7 protein-coding genes are annotated in these 12,678 nt (G+C 69.2%); 4 read left to right on the forward strand and 3 right to left on the reverse strand.

Going from position 1 to position 12,678, the window contains the following annotated elements; translation table 11 throughout:
* Positions 1-472 precede the first annotated feature (472 nt).
* Together AB0I66_RS04700 and AB0I66_RS04705 are read right to left on the reverse strand one after the other, a co-directional pair.
* A complete protein-coding gene (locus AB0I66_RS04700; protein ID WP_363206221.1) occupies positions 473-4,429 on the reverse strand; it encodes a P-loop NTPase fold protein in 3,957 nt (1,318 codons plus the stop codon).
* A 316-nt stretch (positions 4,430-4,745) separates the two neighbouring features.
* Positions 4,746-5,336 (reverse strand): hypothetical protein, encoded by a 591-nt coding sequence (locus AB0I66_RS04705; RefSeq protein ID WP_363206222.1) that lies wholly within the window; start codon positions 5,334-5,336, stop codon positions 4,746-4,748.
* A gap of 727 nt (positions 5,337-6,063) precedes the next feature.
* Here AB0I66_RS04705 and AB0I66_RS04710 point away from each other — a divergent pair.
* From AB0I66_RS04710 to AB0I66_RS04720, 3 genes are all read left to right on the forward strand, one after another.
* Positions 6,064-7,530, forward strand: coding sequence for a sensor domain-containing protein (locus AB0I66_RS04710; RefSeq protein ID WP_363206223.1), 1,467 nt, complete (start codon positions 6,064-6,066; stop codon positions 7,528-7,530).
* A 12-nt stretch (positions 7,531-7,542) separates the two neighbouring features.
* The gene (locus tag AB0I66_RS04715) at positions 7,543-8,187 is read left to right on the forward strand and encodes a response regulator transcription factor (RefSeq protein WP_363206224.1); all 645 of its coding nucleotides are present in this window, start codon (positions 7,543-7,545) and stop codon (positions 8,185-8,187) included.
* A gap of 169 nt (positions 8,188-8,356) precedes the next feature.
* Positions 8,357-9,781, forward strand: coding sequence for a SpoIIE family protein phosphatase (locus AB0I66_RS04720; RefSeq protein WP_363206225.1), 1,425 nt, complete (start codon positions 8,357-8,359; stop codon positions 9,779-9,781).
* A gap of 21 nt (positions 9,782-9,802) precedes the next feature.
* Here AB0I66_RS04720 and AB0I66_RS04725 read toward each other — a convergent pair whose 3' ends face one another.
* Positions 9,803-11,302 (reverse strand): hypothetical protein, encoded by a 1,500-nt coding sequence (locus AB0I66_RS04725; RefSeq protein ID WP_363206226.1) that lies wholly within the window; start codon positions 11,300-11,302, stop codon positions 9,803-9,805.
* A 235-nt stretch (positions 11,303-11,537) separates the two neighbouring features.
* Here AB0I66_RS04725 and AB0I66_RS04730 point away from each other — a divergent pair, with 235 nt between their 5' ends.
* Positions 11,538-12,677: an aminoglycoside phosphotransferase family protein gene (locus AB0I66_RS04730; RefSeq protein ID WP_363206227.1), complete on the forward strand. Its 1,140-nt coding sequence runs from the start codon at positions 11,538-11,540 to the stop codon at positions 12,675-12,677.
* Position 12,678 lies beyond the last annotated feature (1 nt).

Consider the following 12,678-nt stretch of genomic DNA (forward strand, 5'->3'; position numbering starts at 1 on the left):
CTCAACACGTTGGCCCCTCTGTTCAGACCCGATCGTCAGTGGAGCCAACTCGACAGCCAATGCCCAGTGCCGACAGCAAGCGGGTTCACTTCAGTGAGGCAGGTGCCTATCCAAGTGTTCGAGGGAGCAGGAGCGATCAGCGGCGGCGGGCACACCCTGTGAGGCTCAAACACACGAATGGCCGTCCAGCTTTGAAGCCCCTCGCCGCAAAGAACCGGGAGCACGGGACTCTGAGCAGCGGCCCCGCCCCACCTGGGATCATGTTTCGTGATCCTGTCCACGGTGTACGCCGTCACCCGTCGCATCCACCTCACCGGCGTCACCGCCCACCCCACCGCAGCGTGGACCGTTCAGCAGGCAAGGAACCCTGCCATGGCTCAGAGGCGCCGGTTGGACTTGCTGCACTTCCTCCTCCGGGCCCCGCCCTGTCGACCGATCAGGTCGAAAGAGCGGAACGCACATCTTTCGCTCGTTAGGCGAGTCCGCTCGCCTTCTTGAATGCTGCGTTACGTCGACGCTGCGGCGTCGCTGCGCTATAGCCGGCCATGGCGTCACGTAGCTTGCGGGCAAGTTTGGGGTGGCCGCGCAAGGCCTGCCCGACCGCCTCCGCCAGTGGCTCGTCGGCCTCGCGCAGAGGTTGCTTGAGGATGTTGACCAGGTCGGGCGGGATCGCCGCCGCGTGGTGGGCAATGAGGGAGCCGACAAGATTGGCGCCACGCAGTGCGGGAGTCTGGCCTTCGGTCAGCAACTCCTCAGCGAAGGACCACACCTGGCCGGGATCCGTGCTGGCGGCGATGGCAATGTCACACTGCTCTGGCGTCCAGTGCTCTTCGTTCGCCGCGGCCCGTACGTAGGCGAGGATCGAGTCGTCGGCGAACGCCGCGTCACTCATGAGTCTCAGTACGTGATCAAGGTCACCCCCTGCCTCGACCAGCGCGGCGCACAGGATGTCGGCGTCGCTGTCCGCTGCCCGTTCCGCGAGGGCGGGCGCGCGGCCGCGGGCGTTCGCCAGGAGGGTGGCACGCTGCGCTGCAGTGGCGCGCGGCCACAGCTCATTTGCGTGCACCCAAGGTCGATCGGACTCGGACTCTGCGAGGTGGCGTACGAGGCAGTCGCGCAACTCATCGGGCAGGTCTGCCCGTTGGGCAGCCGCCCCGACCCTGTCGCGGGTGTCGACGTCCAGGTCCGGCCAGTGCGGTGCGTACCAGCGCAGGCAGGTGACGTCGACGGAGGCCTCCGTGACGTAGCGCGCCATGAAGGTCAGGGCAATCACCGGTTGCCCATGGCTGACCAGTTGGTGCATAAGCTGAACGGCCTGTGGGAGGTGGGCGGCGCGTGCCGTGTTGTCTTTCAGAAGGACATGCGCGCTGGGGAGGAGTTCCTCGGCGACGTTCGGTTGGTTAGCTGGCACTGCGCCTATGAGGAGGGCTGCCAGGTTCGAGGCCCGCTCGCGGCCGACCCGCGTGGTGAGTAGGGCCGGGAGCGTCTCGCGGGCGAAACGTCCCGCCGCATCGTGCCCAGTGAGGCCGGAGGTCAGGGCGGACACGCAGGCCTCTACAGCGTCGCCAACGGGTTGTTCATAGGCCTCCGGGGCGCGGTGCAGGTAGTCGACGAGTACGTCACGAAGAGCAGGGCCGATGGCGTCCCCCGGGCCTTGGTGCTCCAAGAGCCGGTCAGCGAGCGCGCGTACGCAGAGCGCGGCATCGACCTCGGGCAGCCCACGCAGCACATCACCTGCCGTACAAGCAATCTGCGGGTCGTCGCCCGCCACGGAGCCGACGGCTTCGGCGACAGCGTGGGTGATTTTCGCAGTCTCGGCGAGATTCTTGACGGCGGGGAGCCACTGCGCGAGCAATTCGAGGCCAGCGAGGACACTGTCGGTGTCCTCATCTTCCGTGCAGGAGACAGCGACGGCCACGGTGAGCTGAGCTGCGAGCGTGTCATATGTGTCGCTGTTGCGAGAATCTTCCCATTCCGCATCCGGGCCGGTGCTGTGGGCGAGCACACGGATGGCTTCGCGACGGGCGGGCAGGTCGGCTTGGAGGCAGTTCAAGAGAGCTAGGGCGACGGGGCGGTTCCAGCGGTGGATGTCGGCGTATTCAATCGCCGCTGCACCCACGGGAGCAAGGACGTGACGGTCTTCGCTGCGGGCGGCCCGGGTCAGCAGTGCGGCGAAGGCACTGGCGGGCCACACAGGACGGTGGGCGCTCCGGTCGTCGTCGATCCAGAAGGCGAGGTCCTCGTCGTCGCCGCCCTCGGTGAGATAGGTGAAATAGGCGTCGACAGCAGGGGCCAGTTCGTCGGCGTGGGCGCCTGCTGGCAGTTCCATCAAGTTCTGCGCCCATAGCGTCGCTTCCCCGGCGTCCTGGGGCTGCTCGCGCAGGGTCGCGAGGAGGCGAGGCAGGTGGGCCTCGTCGGTGAGGCCAAGCAGCGGGACGAGGAGGTGAGAGGGGACGTCCAAGGTCAACTCGGGTCGGCGACGGGCGATGCTGTCAGTGAGTGCCCGCAGTGGTCGGGCCTCTTCCGGCGGAATGTCCGTGAACAATTCGGTGGTCTGCCCAAGGGCGGTGATCGCCGCCGTTACGGCGTTGTCGAGGTCCTGGCCCGGGCGGGCCGCGTCAAGGGCTACCGCCGCGGCCTGAAGCACGCGGGGGAGCGCGTCCGCCGCGGCCAGTCGCCGCGCGAAAGCCGCGCCGTCCCGACCGATCAGCTCCTGCTGGATGTCCGTGGCCATCTCGCTGCCCAATAGACGGCTGGCCTGGCTCGATCCGAGAGTCAGAAGCGGGCCGATGCGGGCAGGGCGGCGCACCCGGGCCCTGGCTGCGGTGGCCAGGAGGTAGCGCAGGCCCGGGTGGCATCCGAAGTCCGGGCGGGTCGGGGTTGTGCCGATCATGTAGGGCTGCAGAAGGGGGTCGTGCAACCTCTGCTCGTCTCCCAGGAGCGCGTCGTCGAGCAGATGAAGGAGATCCTCCTCGGCGCAGATGGCGTCGTAGAGCTCACGGAAGTCGTGCCGGAGCACCGTCAGCCTGGCCAGTTCCACAGGGAACCCGGTGACTTCCCCGGCCGCGATGCGGGGCGGGCGGACACCAGCGGGGCGCTCACGAAACCGCGCGAGCTGGAACTCGGTGAAGAAGGAGTTCAGAAGGCGGATCACGTGCCGGGGATCGCGCACACCTTGGTGGACGAGCACATCGAGGAGGGTGCGCACTTCCGCCTCGCCGCCGAGCTCGGCCACGGCAGGGTGTGGCGACACACCGTGCATGAGGAGTTCAGCGGCGTAGTCTCGCAGGTCGGCGTCGCCCGGCGCGGGCAGTACCAAACGGACCGTGAACAGCTTGTTCAGGTATTCCTGGGCAGCCTCCTCGGTCGCCTTGCGAGTGGCAGTCGAGGTCTCGGAGCGCGCGTCTGCCGGGGCGGCGTCGGGTCTTGCTCCGATGGCCTGTCGCGGCGCACCGGAGACAGGATGCCCCGCCGTAACGTCAGCGGGGCGATGCGCAAGTCCCGGTCGCACCCCGACGATTGCCTCCCGGACGATACTCTCGTCGCAGGACAGCACGAACACTGGCTGCTTGACCTGCTGTTGGTGTCCTGTCAGCAGAAAACTACGCAAAGTGGTGAGCGCTTCGAGCACGTCGGACGCGGCAAGGCGATCGATGTCGTCCACGGCGATCACTAGACGACGCTCGACGGAAAGCAGGAGCCGTGTGAAGGCCTGCTCCAGTTCATCGGTGGAGTCCGGCCGAGGACTCGTCACCGTGATCTCGTAGGCCCTGAGAGTCTGCAGGGCACCTTCTTTGCCGGCCGCGAGTACCGCGGATATGGCAGCGGCGCTCACCAAGACTGCGGTCAGGGAGGTGGCACCTTCGGCGGCGAACCACGTGGGTGCGGGCACGCCCTCGCCCACGCCGAGCCGATGAGCGACGACAACGGCGGCCGCGCCGATGAGCCACAGCATGCCGAGCATGGCGCCGACCCAGGCAAGCCCGGTCCAGGCCGCGTGCAGGTATCGGCCCCAGCCCGCGCGTCCCGGCACGCGGGAAAGCGGACCTGGGCGCGGCAGGGTGTGCTGGCGGCCGCCCTCAAGGCAGGCCCGCTGGCTCGCGTACTCGTTAGAGCCGATGAGATCCTGTCGGTGGGCCTCGTCGAGCAAGGCGTACATCAGTGCTCTCGCCCGGGCCACCCCGCTGTGGTGCTCTGCGCTGACGTGCAGCACAGCCCACTTCTTGTTCACCGCCAGTTCCGTCGTGAGTAGGCGGACGACGGACGACTTGCCGCTGCCGAACGGCCCGAGCAGTCCAATCGCCAGGGACTGACCGGCGGCCGTGACAGTGCGCGCGAGCTGCCGAGCCACCGAGTGGTGGTCGAAGAGGTCCTCACGACTGTGGCCGATTGCGATGTCCTCGATCGTCCAGGGGAGTTGAGGCGCCACTGATCACTTCCGATGCAGCCGTTCCGACAGGTGCGTGAATCCTACGAGCGAGCACTGACATTCCTGAAAGGCTGAGGGAAGGCAGTCAGGGGCTCGAAGGGGGCATCGCCTCCGTGGCCTGGCCCCTGCAGAAGCCGGCCACCCTCCACTTCGCAATTCAGGCAGGTGCTCAACGGACGGGCTACCCGAAATCCCTGCCCGTCGGGGAGAGAGGAAGGCGAATGACCTCCAAGTGTCAGGTAGAGCGACCAGACCAGCCGAAGCGTGCGCTGCCGTGGAGATCACCACTTTCCTCACGGTTCTACTGTCGTCGAAGCTACTTACTGGGCGGAGCGTTCGGCAGCCCATGCCTGTCGGCTCGCACAACAGCTACCAACGTCCGGGACCGGGCAGCACCGACGTGAAGGCGCTTGCGCAGCGTCTCCGCCGAGATCGGCCGTTGAAACGCCTCCCGGTGACTCGCATCCTCCTGCCGGGCCCTTTCCAGCAAGTCATCACCGCACGGCAGTGACTCGGTGACCTCCCTATCAACGCGTTCGGAGGCGGCCGTTTGCTGAATCCCGCTGATGGTCTGCAGCAGGCCGGGGCCCACTTCGGCCCAACCAATGAGCAGCAACGGGCCGACGGCGTCAAAGGCCGCCTTGCCCACTTGGCCTGCGATCAGCGGTGCCGCCACGTTCAACGCCAACGTCATCGTGCTGGAGAAGATCAGCAAACGACGTGCCGGCCGCATCTGTTCGCGCCGAGCACCATGCAGCGCCATGTGACGGATAGCCAGTAAGAGGCCGAGCACCGACAGGTCTACGGCCGGGGCCACCAGCGGCGCCACCCACGGCGGCACGCCCAGACTCAACGCCAGGGTCCACACATTGCCGAAGCCGAAAAGGAACGTCAGCCCGACAACCATCCCGGCAATCCCCGTTACTGCGCGCAGAGTGAACCGTTGTTCGAAAGGCGTTTCCTCGCGAGCTCCAGAAGGAGGTTCACGGAGGAGGCCCCTAACTGGCTCTCCAGGATCATGCTGGACCTGCTTGGTTCGCGCAGTAACAGGCCTGCTCCGCTCCGGCTCGGTCGGGGTCTCGGTGCCGACCGCGGCGGACGCATCGGTGACGGCAGCCCCCTGAAAGGCGAGGGACATCGCGGGGCGGGGGTACTCGGGGATCATCAACCAGTCCTCTCTGCTCGGGTGATGACGACGACGTGGTCGAAGTAGAGGTGTGACAGAGGCATCTGCGCCCATGGCGCAGCAGCGGTGCGCTCAGGGCCGCCCAGCGCTGCGACCGCGCACGACGCAGTACGCGAGAACCGGCAGAGACGGCGTCGATCGCCCACCGCCGCAGAACGCTCGCTCCCAAGCGGCTTGAGGGCGAGTTCGGGCGGCTGGCCCATTGCACGTCTGTTGCACACCCGCGCGGGAAATCCCGGGAACTCGCGGGCACAAAAGGGAACTGCGGCCCTTCGCCGAGCGCCCCCAGCGAAGTTCTCCCTGGCCAGCCCGCCCTTGGTGCGCACCCCGGTGCCTGGGGGAAAACCCCCAGGCGAGACGGAGGAAATCCGCGTTCCGGCGGGCCGCGGCGGGGGCCTAACGTGAGGTTGTCCGGCCGTATCAGGTCAAGGTCTCAGCGGGGGTTGTGATGACGGAGGCTCGAGGTCTCACCGAGCGGGGCGGGCCGACGGTCCGGTCGTGGGCCGGCGGCTCCACCACCTCTGGTGCGCCGGAGCGCCCCGGGACGCCGACGGGCGCGCGAGGGGCGCGCGCCCTCGTACGAGCCGTGGGGCGCGCCCCGCTCACCAGGCGGGCGTGGGCCGATGTGGCGTACTGCCTGCTCGGGTTTCCGTTGGCTCTCGTGGGTGGCGTGCTTCTCGCGGTGGTGCTGGCCCTGGGCGCGGGCTTCACCGTGTCGGTGCTGTTCGCGGTGCTCGGGGCGCTTCTGTTCATCTCGGGGCTGCAAGTGGCCCGTGTGCTGGGCGGCGCGCATCGTCGCCTTGCGGCGCTGTTCCTCGGGGACCGGACCGTCGCGCCGCCACCGTTGCGTCCGGAGGGGCGGTGGGTCAATCGACTCGACGCCCGGCTGTCGGACGGGGTCGGCTGGCGGTCGGCCGCCTATGTCCTGGCGAAGCTGCCGGTCGGCTGTCTGGGGGCGTACGCCGTCCTGTGGTGGCTCGTGGGACTGATCAACCTCACGGCGCCGCTGCGGTGGGCGCTCTTCGGGCAACGTCCCGAGCCCGGCTCCCCCGAGGGCATGCCGGTGCTCACCCCCTTCTTCTTCGGTGGCCCGGATGCGGACAGCTTCGGCGGCACGTTCTTCGCGGTCGCCGTCGGTGCGGGGATTCTGCTGTGCGCGCCCTGGGTGACCCGTCTGGTGACCGAGGCCGATCGGTGGCTCATCGGCGCGCTGCTCGGGCCGGGACAACTGGCCGATCGGGTACGCGACTTGGAGGAGACACGTGCGCTCGCCGTGGACGACTCGGTGGCGCTCCTCCGCCGGGTCGAGCGCGATCTCCACGACGGGGCCCAGGTCCGCCTCGTCGCGGTGGCGATGAGTCTCGACATGATCAGGCAACGGCTCGGTGAGAGCGAGGCAACTGTCGAGGGACAGGACGGCGGCCGAGGCGGTGCGCCACTGGATGTCGCCCGCCTGCGTCAACTCGTCGACGGAGCCCATCACCACGCCACCGAGGCCCTCACCGAGCTGCGGGATCTGGCCCGCGGCCTCCATCCCCCGGTCCTCGACGACGGACTGCCGGACGCGCTCGCCACGCTCACCGCGCGCAGCAGCATCCCCGTCGACCTGGTGACGGAGATACCGGAGCGGCCGACCCCGGCCATCGAGACCATCGCGTACTTCTGCGCGGCCGAGCTGCTCGCGAACGTCATCAAGCACAGCGGGGCCCGGCGGGCGTCCATCACGGTGGCCCAGTTGGACGGGCGGCTTCTTCTGCAGGTCGGAGACGACGGGGGTGGTGGAGCGGATGCCGGCGCGGGGAGCGGGCTCACGGGACTCTTGCAACGCGTACGTACGGTCGATGGGCGGATGGATGTCAGAAGTCCCGAGGGCGGGCCGACGGCGGTCACCGTCGAGCTGCCGCTGCACGCGTGAGAGCATGCCGCCATGCGCGTCGTGATCGCCGAGGATGCCGCCGTACTGCGGGAGTTGCTGGGTCAGATGCTCCAGGAGCGCGGGCACGAGATCTGTGCGTCCGTGAGCGACGGGGACTTGCTGCGGGCCGCGGTGGCCGAGCACCGTCCGGACGTCGCGGTGACCGACATCCGGATGCCTCCGACGCACACGGACGAAGGGCTCCGCGCGGCCATCGACATCCGCCGCGACCACCCCGGCACGGGCGTGCTGCTCTTCTCGCAGTACGTGGAGACGAAGTACGCCACGCGGCTGCTCGCGGCGGGGTCGGCGGGGGTCGGCTACCTCCTCAAGGACCGGGTCGCCAACGTCGCGGAGTTCACCGACGCCCTGGAGCGGGTGGCCGCCGGGGGTACGGCTCTGGACCCCGAGGTCGTCACGCAGCTGGCGGGGGCCGGACGCCGCGCGGAGGAGCTCGCGCCTCTCACCGACCGGGAGCGCGAGGTGCTCTCGCTGATGGCCGAGGGGCGGTCCAACGCGGCGATCGCGCAGAGTCTCGTCGTCTCGGCGGGGACGGTGGAGAAGCATGTGGCCGCCGTCTTCGACAAGCTCGGGCTGCCCGCGTCACATGACCACAACCGCCGTGTGCTGGCCGTTGTCCGTTACTTGCGCGGGTGATCGGGATCGCGCCACCGGAACATATCGTTCCGAAGGACACAGACATATGCCACATGCAACCACACGTCGTGTGTTGCCAAATCCCTTACGAGCCACCCCCCGCTGTGCGAAAGTCATTAGCGGTCCATCCCGCCCGTTTGGTCGCACCGCATCCTCAACGGAGCACCTCATGCCGTCCCATGTCTTCGCGGACCGCCCTTCCGCCCAGCCGCCCGAGCGCGGCTCGGTCGAAGCGCTGATCACGCAGACACGTCGGCTCCGCGGCCAGGTCGACGCCGTACGCCGTGATGCCGTGCCCGACCAGAGCGACCCGCAGGGGCGCTGGCAACGCGCTCTGTGCGACCTGGCGGTCCACCAGCTCAACGACTTGGACGACCACCTCGCGCAGTTGCGGGACGGACCCGCGCAACCGGCCGTGGAGCCCGCCGCTCCGGCCGTACCCCCGCCGCTCGAACCCCAGCAGGGCTCACTGCTCAGCCGGGTCGGCAGCGCGGAGTGGAACCTCCTGAACGACGAGGCGAGCTGGTCGGGCGAGCTGTACCAAATCCTCGGGCGGGACCCGGAAGCTCCCCCGCTCTCCCTCGACGAACTGCCCTCCCTGGTGCACGCCGACGACCAGCCGATGCTGACGGCCATGGTCACGGACTGCCTGATCGACGGGAAGCCGATCGACGGCGAGTTCCGTGTCGTGCGCCCCGACGGCGGCGTCCGACAGGTGCACATGATGGGCGAGCCCGTGCTCGCCGCTGATGGCAGCACCGCCTCGATGTGGGCGGTCTTGCGGGACGTCAGCGAGCTGCGCCGCAGCCAGCGAGTGGTGCGCGAGACCCGTGACTCGTTGCAGCGCCAGCGGCACATCGCGCAGACAGAGCACCGGCTCGCGGTCGAACTGCAGGAGGCCGTGCTGCCGCCGTGGCGCGGTTCCCTGCGGTTCCCGCACGGCGGACCCGCCGCACTGGACCTCGCCGCGCACTACCTCCCCTCCTCCACGAGCTCACTGATCGGCGGCGACTGGTACGACGCGATGGAGCTGCCCGACGGCCAGTTCCTGCTCAGCGTCGGCGACCTCACGGGACATGGCGTCACCGTCACGTCGGGCATGGCGATGCTGCTCGGCGCGGTACGCGGCATGGCCGTCGCCGGAGTCAGGCCCGCCCAACTGATGTGCTGGCTCAATCAGTTGCTGGACAGCACCGCGCAACCGGCCCTCGGCAGCGCCGTCTGCTGCCAGTACACCCCCGCCACCCGCACCCTCAGCTGGGCGCAGGCGGGACACCCCGCCCCGCTGCTGTTCCGCGACGGGACGGGGCGCGCGCTGACGCCACCGGGTGGAGTGATCCTCGGGGCGACCTCCGGAGCCACGTACGAGCAGGCCGAAGTGCAACTCGCGCCCGGAGACCTGCTGTTGCTGCACACCGATGGGCTGGTCCCGCGGCGCGCCAGGGACGCGGCCACGAGCCGGCTGCTCGCGCTCGCGCCACGCTTCACGGACACGCGGGGTGCGCAGGACTGTGTGAGGACGGTCGTCGAAGAGTTCGGCGTGGCCCCACGTGAGGACGACGCCTGCCTGTTGATCGCCCGGGTGGGTTCCTGACCCCCCGAGCCGTGCCGGGTCCTATGCGCGGACCCGGCTGCCACCTCCGGTCTTGGCCGACGCCTTGGGCAGCGCCAGCTTGATCTCCTCGCGCAGATCCTCGATCTTCGGGTAGCCCGAGTACTGGGCCGTCAGGCGGTACATCTCACGCAGCCGGTCCCACGTGCGCAGCGAGGAGTTCGACCCCATCGACACCAGCGCCAACCGTGCGTACCGATCGGCCTGTTCGGGGTCGTCGGCGATGAAGCATGCCGATGCCAGTGAGATGTAGTCGAAGATCTGCGAGCGGTCGCGGCCCTTGGCCCGCAGGTCGATGGCCTCCCGGGCATGGCGCTGGGCGGTGTTGGCGGCGGACGCGTCGTGATCGGCGAGGGTGCGGAAGGCCAGGGCCTGCATGCCGTGCATGTCCGCCTCGTCGAACATCTGCATCCAGCTGGGCGGGGGTACGTCCCCCTTGTCGGAGACGAACAGGTCCTCCGCGATGCCGAGGGTGCGCCGCATCGCCTGGCCCTTGCCCATCGACGCCTGTGCCCAGGCCTCGATGGTGTAGAGCATGGCCTGCGTGCGCGGCAGCATCTCCTCGCCCGAACCCGACTGGGCGAGTTTCATCAGATCCAGGGCGTCGTCGGGGCGCCCCAGATGCACCATCTGGCGCGCGGCCCGGGACAGGGCCTCGCCGGCGCGCGGCCGGTCGCCGCCCTCGCGGGCCGCGTGCGCGGCGATCACGAAGTACTTCTGCGCCGTGGGCTCCAGGCCGACGTCGTGCGACATCCAGCCCGCGAGGACGGCGAGATTGGCAGCGACGCCCCACAGGCGGCGCTGGAGATGGTCGGGGTGTCGGTAGGCGAGCATGCCGCCCACTTCGTTGAGCTGTCCCACCACAGCCTTGCGCTGCAGCCCTCCGCCACGGGAGGCGTCCCAGGCCCGGAACACCTCGACGGAGGTCTCCAGTTCCTCGATCTCCTGCGACCCGATGGGGGCGGCCTCATAGCGGTCGAACCCAGCGGGGTCGGCGTGCAGGGGATGGTCGGTTCGGGGAGCGTCGGCAGCAAGGGCCGGATCGGTGTGCAGCCAGTCGTGCATGGCGCCGGTCAGTGCGGAGCCGGCGGCGAGCGCGGCACCCGCGCCCACCAAGCCGCGTCGGTTGAGCATGAGGTCCATTCCCGTGAATTCGGTGAGGACCGCGGCTGTCCGTTCGGGCGCCCACGGCATGCCGTCGGGGTGCTCCACACTCCCGTCGCCACGCTGCTTCCCCACGCGCCCGTGCCGGACCAGACCAAGATCCTCAATGGTCACGACACGGCCGAGACGCTCGGTGAACAGAGCCGCCAGCACCCGGGGCACGGGATCGCGCGGAATTTCTCCCATGTCGATCCACCGCCGTACCCGCGAGGTGTCGGTGGCCAGCTGCGGATGGCCCATGGCCGCCGCCTGCCGGTTCACCAGTCTCGCGAGCTCCCCTTTGGACCAGCCTGCCAGGCCGAAAAGGTCCGACAGTCGGGTGTTGGGTTGTCCGTTCACGTCAAGCCCCCAGGTTCTCGGCTGAGTTGACAGTAACCCTCTGTCAGTTGCTGGGCGACTATTCGCCAGGGTTCGCCAGGGTGCGCCACATGGTGTGCCAGGGGACGCCGGGTGTCAGGTAGGAATGCGCCACCCCGACCCGGCCCACCGCGGGACATTCCCCAGGGTGCTCCCAAAGGGGCCGGGGACGGGAGGCGCCGCAATTCGCAGGCACACGAAGGGATCTGTATCGCCCATGTACACAGCATCGTCCTCCGTGTCCGCCCCGCCCCGGCCACTGCACAGCCGACAGCCCGGCAGCGGCCCGTATCTGGAGCCCGCGCGCCCCGCGGCCGGGTCGCTCGGCGCCGGCCGGACGCGACGCGTTCCGGGGCCCGGCACGCAACCGCTCAGCGGGAGACTCGACTTGTCAGGCCCCCAGGGGGCGCAACTGCGCACCGCGATCGCCTCGGTGCACCGCATCTGTCCGGAGTTCAACCCGGTACAGGTGCTCCGCCGCAGCGGACGCACCGTACTGCTGGTGGGGACCACAGGACGCAGCACCGCGATCGCCAAATGTTTACTGGACCACTCGCCCGCGTGGGCCGAGCGGATCCGGCACGAGATAGCGGCATACCGCTCGTTCGTCCGGCACCGTCCTCCGGTCCGGGCCCCGCGGCTCATCGCCGCGGACCCCGAGGACTGCACGCTGGTGATCGAGCGGATGCAGGGACGCGTCGCCGCGCTGTCCCGCCATCCCGTGGAGGCGCCGCCGCGCGCGGACGTGCGCCTCGCGCTCAACTCCATCCGCCACCTCAACCGGTGGCGTCCACCGCAGGAGCTGTTCGGCAGGCCCATGGACTACGGCAAGCGGATCAACCGCTTCCATGAGCTGGGGCTGCTGACCGACCGGGACATGGGCGACCTGCAGAAGCTGCTGCACGGCATCGCGCACTCGGCAGGACAGCACGGCACGTGGCAGTTCTGCCACGGTGACGCGCTCCTCTCGAACATCCTGCTGTCCCCGGCCGGTCCGGTGTTCGTGGACTGGGAGCACGCGGGCTGGTATCTGCCGGGCTATGACCTGGCGACGCTGTGGTCGGTGCTCGGTGACGCACCGGTCGCGCGGCGCGAGATCAGTCAGCTGGCGCAGGAGCAGGGTCCGGCGGCGCGTGACGCGTTCCTGGTCAACCTGATGCTGGTGCTGACCCGGGAGATCCGTACGTACGAGATGGCCGTGCAGCGTTCCATGCACGACACGTCGCCTGCGGCACCGGGGCCGGCCCACCCCGGTGCCGCGACATCCGGTGAGGAGCAGCGGCTGCTGCTGAGGCGGTTGCACGACGACTGCCAGCTGGCACGCCGCGCCGTGCGCGCGGCCGTCGGCACTCGCTGAC

The organism is Streptomyces sp. NPDC050439 (assembly GCF_040655335.1).
In the GTDB taxonomy this organism is placed as follows: Bacteria; Actinomycetota; Actinomycetes; order Streptomycetales; family Streptomycetaceae; genus Streptomyces.

Bases quoted from the DNA above. Each gene is read 5' to 3' on its own strand.
- AB0I66_RS04710 (WP_363206223.1), top strand. From the start codon at position 6,064: ATGACGGAGGCTCGAGGTCTCACCGAGCGGGGCGGGCCGACGGTCCGG.
- AB0I66_RS04705 (WP_363206222.1), bottom strand. From the start codon at position 5,336: ATGGTTGTCGGGCTGACGTTCCTTTTCGGCTTCGGCAATGTGTGGACC.
- AB0I66_RS04720 (WP_363206225.1), top strand. From the start codon at position 8,357: ATGCCGTCCCATGTCTTCGCGGACCGCCCTTCCGCCCAGCCGCCCGAG.
- AB0I66_RS04715 (WP_363206224.1), top strand. From the start codon at position 7,543: ATGCGCGTCGTGATCGCCGAGGATGCCGCCGTACTGCGGGAGTTGCTG.
- AB0I66_RS04730 (WP_363206227.1), top strand. From the start codon at position 11,538: ATGTACACAGCATCGTCCTCCGTGTCCGCCCCGCCCCGGCCACTGCAC.